This window comes from Paenibacillus sp. GCM10023252 (assembly GCF_042653305.1).
GTDB lineage: Bacteria > Bacillota > Bacilli > Paenibacillales > Paenibacillaceae > Pristimantibacillus.
On the sequence record NZ_JBHSHW010000024.1, the window covers coordinates 1 to 16,197 of the forward strand.

Annotated in this window: 8 protein-coding genes; 7 read left to right on the forward strand and 1 reads right to left on the reverse strand. The window is 47.1% G+C overall.

Annotation, left to right across the window (positions count from 1 at the left end; translation table 11 throughout):
* Positions 1-125: 125 nt before the first annotated feature.
* Positions 126-1,628, reverse strand: coding sequence for a GH39 family glycosyl hydrolase (locus ACFO9Q_RS14670; protein WP_379183305.1), 1,503 nt, complete (start codon positions 1,626-1,628; stop codon positions 126-128).
* Positions 1,629-2,288: 660 nt separating this feature from the next.
* Between ACFO9Q_RS14670 and ACFO9Q_RS14675 the strand changes: the two genes are divergently transcribed.
* The 7 genes from ACFO9Q_RS14675 (at position 2,289) to ACFO9Q_RS14705 (ending at position 15,996) form a co-directional block, all read left to right on the forward strand.
* Positions 2,289-6,935, forward strand: a complete 4,647-nt coding sequence (locus ACFO9Q_RS14675) for an S-layer homology domain-containing protein (RefSeq protein ID WP_379183307.1) — start codon at positions 2,289-2,291, stop codon at positions 6,933-6,935.
* Between the two features lie 354 nt (positions 6,936-7,289).
* The gene (locus tag ACFO9Q_RS14680; protein ID WP_379183309.1) at positions 7,290-8,273 is read left to right on the forward strand and encodes an ABC transporter permease; all 984 of its coding nucleotides are present in this window, start codon (positions 7,290-7,292) and stop codon (positions 8,271-8,273) included.
* A gap of 13 nt (positions 8,274-8,286) precedes the next feature.
* Positions 8,287-9,204 (forward strand): carbohydrate ABC transporter permease, encoded by a 918-nt coding sequence (locus tag ACFO9Q_RS14685; protein ID WP_379183311.1) that lies wholly within the window; start codon positions 8,287-8,289, stop codon positions 9,202-9,204.
* 81 nt (positions 9,205-9,285) lie between these two features.
* Positions 9,286-11,013: an extracellular solute-binding protein gene (locus tag ACFO9Q_RS14690; RefSeq protein ID WP_379183313.1), complete on the forward strand. Its 1,728-nt coding sequence runs from the start codon at positions 9,286-9,288 to the stop codon at positions 11,011-11,013.
* 91 nt (positions 11,014-11,104) lie between these two features.
* Positions 11,105-12,703, forward strand: coding sequence for a response regulator (locus ACFO9Q_RS14695; RefSeq protein WP_379183315.1), 1,599 nt, complete (start codon positions 11,105-11,107; stop codon positions 12,701-12,703).
* Between the two features lie 14 nt (positions 12,704-12,717).
* Positions 12,718-14,463 (forward strand): sensor histidine kinase, encoded by a 1,746-nt coding sequence (locus ACFO9Q_RS14700; protein ID WP_379183317.1) that lies wholly within the window; start codon positions 12,718-12,720, stop codon positions 14,461-14,463.
* Positions 14,464-14,493: 30 nt separating this feature from the next.
* Entirely contained in the window at positions 14,494-15,996 is a 1,503-nt protein-coding gene (locus ACFO9Q_RS14705; RefSeq protein WP_379183319.1) for a glycoside hydrolase family 32 protein, read from the forward strand.
* The last annotated feature ends 201 nt before the right edge of the window (positions 15,997-16,197 follow it).

The following is a 16,197-nucleotide window of genomic DNA, read 5'->3' on the forward strand; positions in this document are numbered from 1 at the left end:
TAAGAGGACGAAAACAGAAAGAGAAACCCACCGTTCTGAATAAACGGTGGGTTTCTCTACAATCTGAAGCAGCCGACGGCTGCTTTTAGTTTGTTATAGAGAAAGCCTGCGTTTAAAGCATCATTTTAGTAAAGCTCGAAATCATCCGCCCACGTGAGTCCTGTTCCACTGTTCTGCCAAACGCCGATATCTGCGCTCGTTGAGCTTGGACCTGTTGTGAACGTCAACGTATACTGCGCGTAACTTGTACCGGTTATGGCGACATTAATCTGCGAGCCGCCATAATTGCTTGCATAGATATAGCCGGTATTCCCGCTGGCCTGCTTCTTGCCCCAACCCTTAAGTGTATAGGTCGTATTCGGACTAAGGCCCGTTATCGTCTGATACGTGTAAGCACCGTTCCCGACTTGTGCGGAATAAGTGCCGGTTCTTGCGTTGCTGGCAGCTCGAATGCCATAGTAATAGCCCCAGTTGGAATTGGTTTCGAGGCTGTTATTCAGTACCTTATTCGAGTTGCTTAGACTTCCTTCGTCCAGCACGAGCACCGTGACCGAATTGGCAGCGACCGAATATCCTGCACTTCCGGTTAATGTTCCATGCGTCACAGAAGAATAATTAACTCCCCATGACAGCACCTGCTTCGCGGTATAGGACGTGCTTGAGGTTACGTTCGGCGATGCGCCGGATATGGATAATTGTACGGTTTGATCGGCTTCTGAACGATTAACAATTGCGATTTTTCTCCAGGATCCGGATTTAACCGCCATGATGGCAATTTTGGAAGCATCACTGACGGAAGAGGTTACGATGTCCCCTTTCATGTCGCTGTTGAAAATATTAAATAGATTTGCCGATGGGCGTTTGTTGAACGGAGACCACCCCTCCAGCTTGCCATAATAGCCGTCAGCTTCATTCCAGGCCATAGAACCGGTTACACCTGCCTTAGCCATGGATATCAATGCCAGAGAATCGAAGACCATCCCGATCTCATTATTCATTCGGCCGTCGGGCGGGCACCAGCTGATGTTATATTCATCATGGAATGTCTCGATGTTGCGGGAGGTATACTTGGCGATCTCCGTCTTAACGGAGTTAGTTACCCAGCCGATGTCCGCGGCATCAAAGAGCTGCTGATTGTTGAGCGGTGTCGCCCCGCAGGCGGTATTGCCCGAAGCGTAGGAATGATAGGAGACAAAGTCCAGCTTAGCATGGCTTCCCGCCAGAAAAGCATCGACTTGAGCTGTGATATCCGCTCTTGCAAATGCAGGTCCCCCGACTTTAATGCTGCTATCCGTCGCTTTAAGTGCGTCAGCCACTTTGTTGTAAATAACCGCAAGCTCTCCCATATTGCTGGAGTATGGCCCGGAAGGACCGTTCTCCAATTCATTGAAGACCTCCCAATATTGGATATTGTAATGCTTCACATTGTTTAAATAATTGACCAGCGAAGCACAGAAGGCGGCATACGCATCATACATGGTCGTTTTCAGCTTGCCTGTGCCGTCATCCATATAAGAAGGCCAGTTTGCAAAATTGACCATTCTCACGGGAGCATGAGTGAAGGTGTTGGAGAAAATGGGATCGATTTTGGTGAAGTCCCATGCATAGGAAGACGACCCCGGGTTCAATACCCAGCCCCCCGTGCTAAAGCCCGGATATCCAGAACGCGATTCTGCCATTTGGTCTGCACGATGGTAACGGAGGATGCCGTTGTTCATGTAAGCAACATTTGTTTTGTAGTTGGCGTCTGCGGCGATAGAAGAACCTTCGAATGCTTTGTATATATTCATGCCATAGCTAAGATTGCCGGCGCTCTTGCCTGTGGAGCTGCTCCAGTTCAAGCTCCCTGATACAGATGCAGCGAATGAGGTTGAGGGGACGAAGACGACGGATAATAATAAGGTGAGCGATAAACATAGTGAAATGGCCCTTCTTTTAAAGCGTGGTGTTCGATTAATCATTATAAGCCTCCTCAGATTTAGTTTGAAAACGCTTTTGTGAAGCGCTTTCGAGATTAACTATATGATGGCAGCCTTCTGCCTGCTATTGCTGTCATCAACGAAAAGCAATACAAAATCAATGATGGTTCATTCAAATATCCAGAGTTTAGGAGGTAGATGGGATAAGCAATGAGAGAGCGTTGATAAAGTATTAGAATTCGTTGCTGAACTGAATATGAAAGCGCTCTATCATTTTTTATAGTGTTAGGAGTGAGTTGTTTCTTTGTGCATCGGGAAGAAGCAATAAGCTGAAGCCATTACATTTTGCAAAAATGACGGGGGATTAACATGACGAAATGGAAACAGTGGATATCCACGCTGCTCGGAGCTGTACTCGTTCTAACTAGTTTTTGTATACCGATTAACCATTCAAATGCTTATGGGGCCGCTTCAAGCGATCCGGCGCTTCCTATCCAAGTAGATTGGAATGAGATTGAGTCCCAAACCACACCTTATAGCTTCGGATTAAATGCTTTCAAAATCTTCGATCCAAACGTTTCAAGCAGCAGCGGCTATAATCAAAATATGGCCTATATGAATCCCGGATTCATACGTATTCATGGTTGGGAGTTTATGAAAGACTCTAAAGACCCTAACGATAATCGCGGTTGGCTTGATATCGCGAATAAAACCTGGGATGCCGAAAAAATCAATGATGCATTATCCGGATATCAGGCCAACGATGCTCAATTCCTGATGGATATTCCAGGGTTTCCGAGTTGGATGAAGACCTACGATGTCAAGGACAGCAATGGGAAAACGGTGGTAACGCTGCTGGATCCGTCGGAATTCGACAATTATGCAGCATTTTGTGCGGAGCTTGTTCGTATAATAAATGTGACGTACAGCCATCATGTTACCTATTGGGAGCCAACGAACGAAAGAGATGACCTATATTACGTTCAGCTTCGCAATGCAGGCTTGCCGGACAAGCTCGATGAGTTGATTACAATCTATAACAAAGCCGCCAAGGCAATGAAAGCGGTAGATTCTTCAATCAAGACGGGAGGTCTGGCCTTTGCTCGCGGCGATTTATATGACCAAGTGAGAAGGTTTGTGCAGGGTACGAAAAATGAAGGAACCATCGACTTCTTGAGCTACCACTTCTACGCTAGCGGTGATATGGGAGAGTCGAACCAACAGATCTACAATCGGGTTTATAATCCTTCTGAACCGGCGATCGGAACCTTTGCCAAGCACACGAAGGATATTCGTCAAATTGTCGATGAGGAAGTGACGGATAGGCATATTCCCATATTCGCCAATGAATTTAATATAAGCTGGTCGTGGACGAATGATGACCCTAGAATGCGGAATGAAAAAGGGGCCGTCTTCGATGCATTGGGTCTCATCTACGGTCATGATAATGGTGTGGACGGCTTTAATGCCTGGAATGAACGAGACGGTGTGTATGGCAAAACGGATGACAATAATAATTTGCGCACACCTGCTCATGTATATCAGCTGTTTAACAATTATTTGATTGGCAGTCGTGTATCGTCAGAGAGCTCGGACGAGAAAAAAATTGCCGTTTTTGCGGTTAAGAATGGAAAAACGCAGTCACTTGCCATCGTTAATAGAAGTGATGAAGCACAGCTGTTAGAAGGCGATTTTGTAAATGGTAATCATTCAAATCAAGTAATTAAAGAGCATCAAATCACAGAAGCCGGCTATGCGATATCTACGACAAGCTGGGCACAACTCTTGAGTGGCCAGTATGTTGTACCTCCGAACTCGGTTACGGTGCTTACGAACAGCAGCAAGGTACCTTCAATTCTGCCGGCGCCATTGCCAGCTCTCACGCCAAAGGATGCGCCTCAAACTTCGGGGCTTCTGACTGGTGCAAGCAACGAGGCTCCACAGGCGGTCGATTTAACAAGCGAGGGCAGCCTCGATTGGGCATATTGGGGCAGAGAATCAGCTGCAAGTGAGGATCGCAAGCAAGCAGCAGCTCCTTTAATATCCAAGCAAGTGATAGGCAATGGTGTTGTCGTGCAAGATACGGATTTATCGACTGGTATTTCGTGGGCGGATGGTGGCGGTGTGCAAGCGTCGGCTTCGAATGTGAAGTCGGCAGCAGTCATTAAGACAAAGGATGATAAGTTTCAGATTACCGTTCCTGCAGATTTAACCAAGAAAGTGCTGAAGCTTTACTTGGGAGTCAAAGGCATGAAAGGCAAACTGACCGCAACGCTTAGCGATAACAGCGCGGCACCGTATACGGTCGAGCTCGATAATTCGGCCTGGATTACGGATCGGGAGATTGAGCTGTCGTATAGCGCGGCTTCACCTGGCCAGACCTTAACCGTCGTATTCGATCTCGTATATGTTCACTGGGACGGTGGTCTTCGTCTACAAGCAGCAGCGCTATCCGAGCCACAAAGCAGTGGTGCCGGTGTGCTGGATGCCACTGTGACGCCTAGCGAGAAAGCGAACTTCACAGCCGAGGGTACGCTGGATTGGGTCCATTGGGGACTAAGTGACGCTTCGAGCGTAACGAAGAAAGCGCAAGCCGCTTCGCTGATCTCTTCGATTGCGCCAGTTGGCGCACCTAGCTTCTCCTCCTACCAGGGGGATTGGTGGGGGACGCATAAAGCGTCTTGGACCGATGGCGATGCGCAATTGTCAGCAACGGAGACTACAACTGCGCTCAAGAGTGTAGGTGACAATTCGAAGCAAGGAATGGGATTTCAGTTTACGGTTCCAGCAGATCGAACGGCGCGAACGCTTAAAATTTATTTAGGCGCAATGGGTGCGAGAGGCGAGCTGACTGCTTCCCTCAGCGATGGGAGCGCGCCGAATTTCTCGAGCGGCAATGAACATAGTCCGACTAAAATCGAGAACACAGGCGGAGCAACAACGCGCGTTGTCACGTTGAATTACAAGGCAGCAACCGACGGGCAAACGTTGACGATTAAATATGTGCTAGGTTGGGATCATTGGGGTTCGACCCTATGGATGCAGGGAGCGACGCTGGCTCTGGCAGATATGGAACCGCCAACGGCGCCGGGTAACCCGAGCGTTACGGTTAAGACTGCAACTACAGCAGCTCTTTCATGGAATCAAGCGAGTGATAATGTAGGGATTACTGGCTATGAAATTTATAATGGGCCAGATCGCATCGGCAGTACCAAGGGAAGCTCTTTCTTTATTAAAGGCTTGCTTCCGGGACAACAGTATCATTTCATCGTGAAAGCAAAGGATCAAGCGGGGAATTACTCAGCAGGTTCAACCGTTACCGTGGCTACGGAATCAGATATGCTACCGCCTACCGTTCCTGGTGATTTGCAAGAGGACAGACTCGATGATGACTCTGAGGTATTAGCGTGGAAGGATTCCTTCGACAACATCGGTGTCATCGCCTATGACATTTATCTCAACAGCGAGCTTGTCGGAACAACTACCGATACCTGGTACAGCATTTCAACCGCTGATCCAAACGCGATCTATCATTATGCTGTTGTTGCCAAAGATGCTGCCGGTAATGAATCAGAGGGGGCAGCACTCGTAATTGGAGATACAGAAGCGCCGAAATGGCCAGCCAATAGTGAGCTTGCTGCATCGAATATCGAGCAGACACATCTGAACGTAAGCTGGCCGCCTGCCGAGGACCAGAACGGAATACAGTCCTATCACATTCAAGTGAATGGCACAGCAGCAGCGACTGTAGCATCCAGCGTCTATTCATATCAAGTAACCGGTCTGATGCCAGACACAGCGTACACCATTAGAGTGGTGGCGGCTGATCCATCGGGCAACCTGAGCGTAGACGGATTAAGCAACAATGTAAAAACGTTAGCAGCTCCAAGCAGTGGAAATACCGGAGAAGGTAGCAGCACGGACGGGCATACAGACAATAAACAATTACTGACTCCCTCCATGCTAGATAAGGAGAAGGACGGAATCCAGACCGTTACTCTGAGGAAAGGGGCAACGATACTGGCAATTCCGCAAAGCGTGCTTCCATTGTTATCTGGACAGTCCGTTGAGGTGAAGGTTGGCAATCATACCATCCTGTTCCCTTCCTCCATACTCGAGCAATTAGTGAAGCTGCAGTCGAGTCAGCAAGGGGAAATTCAGCTTCGGATTGAGCTGTATACAGCTGCTAAACCAGCTGCTGATTCGCTCTATTATGCGGGAGCAGCGTATGGCCTATCCGCTGTTGTGGCGCATGCAGACGGTACTATAAGTGCGGCAGAGACAATGAATGGAGAGTTATCCGTTACTTTTGCCGTCGATCAAACCTTTGATTCTCAATTGCTTGGAGTGTACCATCTCAACAAAGAGACAGGGAAATGGGATTATATCGGTGGCAAACTAGATTCAAAGGCGGGAGTCATGCAAGCATTCGGCGAAGAAGCCGGTGTGTATGGTCTGTTCGAGCTGAAACAGGAGTTTAATGATGTAAAGCCAGAGCACTGGGCATATCGAGCTGTTCAGGTGCTTGCTGCCAAGCATGTTATAACTGGCGTGACGAACGAACAATTTAGTCCGAAGCGTCCAATTAGTCGTGCTGAATTTATTACCATTTTAGCCAGAGCGCTTGGGCTGAAAGCTTCCGAATCTGTGCCGTTCAAGGATGTTGATCCGAACGCGTATTATGCCGCTTATGCTGCAGCTGCTTATGAAGCAGGCATCATTAACGGACGGACTTCTAATGAGTTTGCTCCGGGTGCTGACATTACCCGTGAAGAAATGGCTGTCATTTTGATTCGTGCGGTGACCTACAATAATAGTTTATTGACCACAGAGCAAGCTGCATCCGGTTTTGCGGATCAGTATACGGTCTCCGAATGGGCAAATCATGAGGTATTAGCAGCCAAAGCGCTAGGCCTCTTAAAAGGAGGTTCGAAAGGGCTATTCTCCCCGAAAGCGGCCGTAACGCGTGCGGAGACGGTGCAAGCGATCTATAATTTGCTCTCGTTCACCGAATAACCATTAGCAGCATAATGGAACAGCAGTGAAAAGCAATAAAGGATAGAGTATTCAGAATATTTCTGAATCTCTATCCTTTTTTTATATGTAGGATTGATTCTATACCAAATAGAGGAAGGTACAACACAGTATCGCCTAGCGGCATAATCAAGGATGTTGGATGCAGACTTCATCATGCCTTTAGTCCATCACTCTTCGCAAAACTATGCTGACCCTGATTACACCCTGTATATAAGTGATCGTTTAGGTTTGCGTTAATTAAGTATTACATTTCGTTGTTTCTCTCAATACCAGCTTCATGGCCGACTGGATAGAATAGAGTTACAAGAAAGAAACGAGAAGGCGGTAGATTGCATGACAGCATCAGAGCTAACGACAGCCCGTACGAAAACCAGTACATTGAAGAAAAGGCACCGGAGTCTCTGGAAGAAGATGAGCGTGCAGTGGGATTTGCAGCTTATGGTTTTTCCGGCTATTGCGCTTATCCTCATATTCAACTATTTTCCAATGTTTGGGTTAGTGTCTGCTTTTCAAGACTATAATCCGTTTAAAGGCTATTTCGGGAGTCCTTTCGTCGGGTTCAAGCATTTTATTCGATTCCTTGACAACCCGGATTTGGCGTTGATTCTGCGTAATACGATTTGTATTAGCTTGTTGAAGCTACTTATTGCGTTTCCCGCGCCGATTGTATTGGCGCTCATGCTGAATGAAGTGAATCACATGGGGTTCAAGCGAGTGGTGCAGACGATTACGTATTTGCCTCATTTCCTCTCTTGGGTCATAGTTGGCGGATTTGTTATGTCGCTGCTGGCCGTTGATGGAGGAAGTGTTAATATGCTATTGGTCAAGCTGAACCTGATTGATGAACCGGTTAATTGGTTGTCCATCCCTGAGTATTTCTGGGGAATCTTAATTGGCACAAGCGTATGGAAGGAAATCGGGTTTGGTTCTATCGTTTATTTGGCAGCTATTGCTGGCATAAACCCACAGCTTTATGAAGCGGCTTCTGTGGACGGAGCGAGCCGGTTCAAGCAAATTTTTCTGGTTACACTGCCAATCATTGCTCCGGTCATTACGATTTTTCTCATTCTGGCGGTAGGGAATTTGCTTAATGCAGGCTTTGAGGACATTCTGGTTCTTACCAATAACCTGAACAATGCGATTGTATCGGATTATTCCACCGTTATCGATACGTACGTGTATCAATCCGCTTTTAAAGGATTTAGTCAATATTCTTATGCAGCAGCGGTAGGGTTGTTTAAATCCGTGATCAATATCGGCTTGCTGCTTGGAGCCAACTATCTGGCTGGCAAGTTCCGCCAAGAATCGTTGTTTTAGGGTGGAATCACAGATGAAAGAAAGGCAGTTGATGCAAGTGAACAGCTCGATTCATTCAAGCATAGAAGATCGCATCATGAGTGTCGTTATTTATATTCTGCTCACGCTGCTCATGTTTGCTACCTTTTACCCCTTCTGGAATACGGTCGTCATTTCATTTAATAATGGTTTGGACAGCTCCAGAGGCGGGTTAACGTTCTGGCCTCGCCAGTTTACACTCGATAATTACGAAGTCGTCATTCATAATCATCAGTTCTTTAAGTCGCTGTTAACGACCGTTGGACGTGTCGTTGCGGGGGTCTGCAGCTCGATGTTCCTCACCGCCATGTTCGCCTATGCGATGTCAAAGCGGGATTTGGTCGGCAAAAAAATCTACATGACGATGACCGTCGTCACGATGTATTTTGGAGGAGGGCTTATCCCGACCTATCTGGTCATAAAAGAGCTGCATTTGGTTAATACATTTTTCGTCCTGTTTGTCCCGTTTACGATCAGCGTCTTTAATATGATTGTCTTCCGCTCCTTCTTTAAGGAGCTTCCGATAGCGCTTGAAGAATCAGCCAAGCTTGACGGCGCCAACCATTTCGGGATTTTGTTCAAAATCTATGCACCGCTCTCGGGTCCGGTTCTTGCTGCAATCTCCTTGTTCCATGCGGTGTTTCTATGGAATGACTGGTTCAACGCAGGCATTTACTTGACGACGGAGAAATGGATTCCCATTCAAACGTACGTGATGAACCTGGTTAATTCCAATGCTGCTACAGCGCAGATGGCTGCATTGTCTGGGGTATCCTCAGGGGTGGGCAGCGTAACATCGCGGTCGCTTCAGATGGCGACGTTAATCGCGGCAACACTGCCAATCATTCTGGTTTATCCCTTTTTGCAGAAGTTCTTCGTAAAAGGCGTGCTCATCGGATCCGTCAAAGAGTAAATACGGATTTCGCCAACTATTGATTTAAAAGTGTACACTTTTAAATAAATCATCCAATTATGGAGAGGGGTTTCACAGACAATGACTAGAAAAAGAATGGGGATTGCTCTGCTGGCGGCCATGGCTGCCACGACAATGGCACTCAGTGCATGCAGCAACAACACTGGGAACAAGAACAATGATCCGAAGCCGGCAACGACGAATGAAGGGAATACCACGAATAACAGCACTGAAGGAACTAACAATGCTCCGGTAACGATTAAAGAGGGCGAATATCCGACACTTGGCAAGGAAGAATTGAAATTCAGTTTCTATGTCAACTATGACTGGTATGCGCCAGTTGGATATGGCAATGATCCTACGACAAAATGGTTGATCGATACGAAAAAAGTTAAAATTGATGAGATTTCCTCCGGCGGTAACGCTCAGCAGAAGTTCGGCACGATGGTCGCTGGCGAACAATATCCGGATGTTATCCAGCTAGATCGCGGGTCCAAAGAATTCAAAAGCTTGGTCGAGAACGGCAAGCTGGTCGCCCTTGATGATTATTTGAATAAATATCCTACTTTTAAGGAACTGCTCGACCCGGAAACCTTGAATGCGCTTCGGTCACCCGATGGTAAAATCTACGGTCTTCCGAACTGGGCCAACAGTACCCGCAACCCTAGCCAAACTCTAGGTAACGGATGGCTTGTAAACCGCAAGGTGTATAAAGAGCTTGGCCAGCCGAAGCTGGAAACCTTTGATGATCTCTTTGCTTTCCTCAAGCAAGTTAAGGCTAAATATCCGAATATCGTTCCGATTGATACAGGCAATGTAACAAATGGCGCTCCGATGCTGATTGATTACATTTACGCAGGTATGGGTGACTATCGTACGGCAGCTCCAGCTTCAAGCGTGGTTGGAGGCGGACGCGCCAATATGGAGAGCGGCAAGATTGAATCGCAATTCGAGGATCCTGCTTACAAAGAAACGTGGCAATTCCTTAATAAATTATTCCGTGAGAAGCTCCTCTCCCAAGACACGTTTACTCAAAAAGCCGAACAGTTCAAGGAAAAAATCAACACGGGCCGTATCGCGATTATGGCGATCAACGATGCCGTTGGTAACGGTAAGGAAGCGAACAATCTGTTAGGCGAGAATGGTTATGATGCTATCCCGCTTATCCATAAAGCAGGCGTGGATGTAAGTAAAGTGAAGAACGGAACCGTTGGAACGCTTGGTTGGAACTTGGATGTCATTACAACCTCCGCTAAAGATCCGGAACGTATCTTCGAATTTCTGGATTGGTTTGCAAGCAAAGAAGGCCAGCGAATTATGAACTACGGACCTCCAGGATTGCTGTATGACGAAGTAGATGCCAACGGTGCTCCGATCGACAATGAGAAAGCGAAGACGATTACAGATCAAGAAAAACAAGATATGAAATTATTTAATTTCCGTCCGATCGGGTCATGGAATAACACTGTCATTCTTGATGCAAAGACAGCTCAAGATCCATCCAAAGAAGCATGGGACAGCAAAGCTTCCAAATTCTATGGTCAATTTGTTGCCAAAGACATTAATGGCGATCAATTCAACGGCCTGTTGGGAATGGATCCGAACTCCGAAGCGGGCGTAGCTTCTCAGCAGATTAATCAGATTGCATTGAAGGCACATACCAAACTGTTCTACGCCAAGGATGATGCAACTTTTGATTCCGAGTTTGAAACGTACAAGAACGAAGTTAACAAAGCAGGCTTCGATAAAGTGCTGGAGTATCAGAACCAAGTGTGGGCAGAGAACAAGAAGCAGCAGGGCATCAAATAAGTCAAGCTTGGCAGCCGTTCAAATTCCATAAACGATAGGGTATACTTGTCCTACAAGTATACCCTTATTCGTATGACTCGAGGTGAGATAGATGGTTTACAAAGTCATGCTGGTGGATGATGAAAGTATTGATTTGCAGTGGCTTCAGCGACGCATTCCTTGGAAGGATTTGGGGCTTGAGGTAGCGTTTCAAGCCAATAGCGGGTTTAAGGCTTTCAATAAGCTGAAGGAGCAGCCTGTTGATATTCTTCTTACCGATATTAATATGCCAATTATGTCAGGGCTAGAGCTTGCACGCAAAGTCAAGGAGCTGCTTCCCGAAGTTAAAATTATATTTATTAGCGGCCATGAGGAGTTCGAATACGCCAAACAGGCGCTCCATATGAACGCCCTTGGCTACGTGCTCAAGCCATTCGATGATTCGGAGCTGCTGGAGCTGCTGGAGCAAGCTATCGTACAATTGCATGAAACGAGTCAGCGTAATAATGAGCAGCAGCAATGGGCAAAAGCGGTGCCGTTGTTAAAGAATGAACTCATTATACAGTGGTTGGAGGGAGCATCGGTTCAGCAGCGCGAGGAAGCAGAGGCGCTCATCCATGCTTCCTTCACGCAAGCTCATGACGGATGCGGATTCACGCTTGCTTATATGGAGATCGATGATCTGGAGTGGAAGCTCAACCGTCTTCCCATGGAGCAAAAGGAAGAGATGATGACTCGAATTATCTGCATTGTAGAGGATGCGGTTAACGATCATCAACTCGGGATGCTGATTAAGCCATCGGCCAATCGCTTTGTCGTCCTCATGCCGTTGCAGGGCAATCGAGCCTTATTAATGGATGCATTAAATCAAATGATTGATGACGTAAAGCGCTTAACTCCTGTCACGCTAACCATCGCGCTTGGAGGATTTGCAGCAGAAGTTGAAGCTTTGCCACAAATCTATCAAACCGCCGGAAAGCTGCTTAGCTACAAGATGTTTCTTGGCAAGAGCAGAATAATTGAGGAGGAGAGCGTGAAGGGCCATGTGCCGTCTGAAGCACTAGACCTGGAGCTTAAGGTCGAGTCTTTATTCATCGCCATGTCGGAGTATGATTTGGTGGGAACCGATGATCAATTGCAGGAACTGTTCGGTTTCATCATCGGATTGGAGTCCCGGGTAACGGTCTATCATTTTGTCATTCATCTCATCACCAAGCTAGGCGAGCAATTTCGCAAGGTAGGTGAGAATTTATATGAGCTGCTGCATTGGGACTATAAGCATCTTGATATTCTCTTTCAATTCGAGACGATCGACGACATTCAATCCTGGCTGCGCCGACGGTTATTTGAATTGTCGGAGAAGCTGTTCAGCAAGAAGCAAAAGCAGGATCGCAAGACGATTAATTTGATCAAGAGCTATGTGAAAGCAAATATTGAACAGAAGATTACGCTGCGTGATGTTGCGACTGTATTCGCTTTCTCTCCCAATTACTTGGGGTTTATGTTCAAAGAGGAGACCGGAGAGAGATTTAGCGAGTTTCTGATACGCCAGCGATTGGAGCGTGCCTCCGAATTGCTGCTTGATCCGGCCAATAAAATTTATGAAATTACTGAGCGCATCGGTTATAAGAACATCATTTATTTCAATCGACAGTTCAAGGAGTATTACGGGATGACTCCATCGGATTATCGAAAGCTGCGTCATATATGAGGCGGAGAAAACTAGTGAAAGATCGTTTGTGGACAACATCTTATTTTCCATTTGCTTACCGCGTCATGATTCCTTATTTGCTGCTTGTCATGGCTACGGATATTTTGATTGGTGCCTTCTCTTACAGCAGCCTAATCAATTCCAAGACGGAATCCACCCAAATTAATATGACGCGCACGCTGCAGCAAATTCGTGATAATGTATCCTATAATATTCGCGATTTGGACCGCATCGGCGATCAATTGTTCAGCAGCACTACTTTTCAGGAGCAGCTGCAGGTAAGGGATGATTCCTATAATGTGCTTGATGTGACCTTAACGGGGATATTGCCGGCATTAGAGACAACGACCTCACTCTCTGTCAATAACCTGCGTATCTTCGTGTATACCAACAATGACATGCTCAAAGAAGTGTATGACAAGGCGTCAGAACAAATAAATGAGAAGTCGTTCAGCATCCTTAGCATGAAGCGAATTACAGCCAAAGACTGGTATAGAAGCATAATCTACAAGAATGAAGACAATATATGGCGACAGGTCGAGGCAGATGTTAAGTTCGGCAATATTTCGCTGCTCCGAAAACTGATATCATTCTATGATTATAAACGCCAAATCGGATATTTGAGGTTGACGATCTCACTGGCCGATTTATTCCAATCGGTACAATCCTTCAAAATAACGGAAGGCACGGTCGTAAGGGTCATAAGCAAAACGAACGGACAAACGATATATGATCAAGCTCCGGAGCTGACGAGTCAATTATTGAACGCCCCGCTCCTTCGCATTCATGAGGATCTGCCTCACACAAACTGGAAGCTTGAGGCGCTCGTGCCTACAACCGACTTGAAGAAGGATGCGGTCCGTATTCGCAATTTGATGCTGATTGTCTGTTCATTGAGCTTCCTGGCTATGGCCTTAATTGGACTGGTCGTTGCCCGATACTTCTCGCTCAGGGTGAAGCGGATCGTGACCCGCATTCATCATTTCCAGAACGGCAGCTTTGATAAACGCATTCAAGTTCAGGCACGAGATGAATTCGGTTTAATTGCAACCTCCTTTAACCGTATGGCGAGTCATATCGAAGAACTTATTTCCGAGGTATATCTGCGCAGCATCCAGAAGAAAGAGGCCGAGTTAAACGCGCTGCAGGCTCAGATTAATCCGCATTTTCTGTATAATACGCTATCATCGATTAACAGCCTTGCCAATATGGGTGATATCTCCAAATTAACGAAGATGGTTTCGGGCCTGGCCCGGTTTTACAGATTAACGCTGAACGAGGGCAATACGCTCATCAGTCTGAGCAAGGAAGTTCAACAGGTAAAGGCGTACATCGATATTCAACAAATCAAATATGCGGATCGGTTTAGCGTAAATTATGACATCGATTCGGACCTGCTCGAGCTGCGAATTCCTAAATTGATTTTGCAGCCTTTTGTGGAAAATGTGTTGAAGCATGCCTGGTTCGAAGAACGGGTTCATATTCGGGTTATGGCAGTTCGGGAGAGACAGTATGCCGTATTCAAGATAATTGATAACGGAATCGGAATGACGCTAGCGGTTCAGAATAAGCTGCTGCAAGCAGGGAGCGAAGAGAACGAGAACGCATCCGGCTATGGCATACGTAATGTCGACGAGAGGATCCGAATTCAGTATGGCGAGGACAGCGGAGTCTTTATTTTCAGCCGACCAGGAATCGGAACGACTGTATCAATTAGGGTGCCGCTGCCCCCTTCCACATTGAAAGGAGCCGGCAAATAAGGGCCATGAAACAGGAGGATGACGACAACAATGGATAACAATAAGCAACGACATGATGAGGCCGTCGCTATAGCCAATAACGCGGTATTTGCTGCTGCAGCGGAGCTGCAAGGACAGCAGGATCCTTATCGGCCGAAGTACCATTTTACGGCGCCTGCCAACTGGATTAATGATCCGAACGGATTAATTTATTATAAAGGCGCTTATCATTTATTTTATCAGCATCATCCTTACAGTACGAAGTGGGGCCCGATGCATTGGGGGCATGCGCGCAGCGAGGATCTGATTCATTGGAAGCATCTCCCGATTGCTCTGGCGCCAAGCGAGCCGTATGACGAAGGCGGCTGCTTCTCCGGGAGTGCCGTGGAGCATGAGGGCATGCTGAAGCTTATCTATACGGGACATGCCCCAGATCGCAGTCCCAAGCAGGTACAATGTGTAGCAATGAGCCAGGATGGACTTCATTTTGACAAGGCAGCCGCTAATCCGGTCATCGCGGCTCCGCCTGCGGAAGGCTCTCAGGAGTTTCGTGATCCCAAGGTGTGGCGTTCGGGCGATGAGTGGTACATGGTGGTAGGTACCGAGAAGGACGGAATAGGTAAAGTCGTGCTTTACCGCTCGACCGATTTGATGGAGTGGTCGTACAAGGGTACGCTTCTTGAGAGCGATGGGTCGAAGGGAAGCATGTGGGAATGTCCGGATCTGTTCTTCCTTGGAGAGCAAGCGCTGCTGGTTCTCTCACCGATGGATATGGGGGATCGCAAAAACTGCAATATCGTCATAATGGGAGAGTGCAGACTGGAGGATGCCTCGTTTACGGAACGTGGATGGATGGATCTGGATTATGGTACCGATTATTATGCGGCACAGACCTTGAGAGCTGGAGACGGTCGCAGAATCGTAATCGGCTGGATGGATATGTGGGGAGCATCAGAGCCTTCCGCGCGGTACGGGTGGACGGGTTGCATGGCTTTGCCAAGGGAGCTTACGATGCTCGAGGATGGCATTCTTCGCATACATCCTGTTGCCGAGCTGCAGCTGCTGAGGGGAAGTTCATGGCAGCTGAGTGAGCTTCAAACGACTAAGGACGGGTTATCCTTAGCAGATTCCGTTCACACTCAGCTATGTGCGGAAATCCTGATTGAACTTGATCTGGAGCAAACGACTGCGGAGCAGTTAGGTATTGGTATCCGCTGTTCGGCTGACGGACAGGAGGAAACATTGCTTACCTATAATAAATCGAATGGAAGGCTGACTCTGGATCGCAGCCGTTCCGGCGAAGGCGATACATCCAGCTCCAGCTGTCTCGTGCCGTTCGATGAGGTTAACAAGGGAATCTTGCAGCTGCATGTTTTTCTTGACTCCTCATCAATTGAAATTTTTATTAATGACGGAAGAGCGGTTATGACGAGCCGGATCTACCCCAAATTAGAGAGCAGGGGTATGAGACTGTTCGCGGTTAATCACGGGACAGTTGTACTAAAATCGTTGATGGGCTGGCATCTGGAGGTAGAAGGCAAGGATAGAATGTAGTAAGAACCCATTGCTCGCAGCGCGTTCACGATTCAACGTCAGTCAACATCTATTGTATGGGATGAAAGAAGTGCCGGGGACAATATGGGAGCCTCTTCCACACTCGACCGATTAATCTCATGAACTGTATAGGTCCTGTTCACTAGTACCTCACCCAAACCCTACGAATGCTCGAATCGTACAAAAAGAGATTGAATCTGT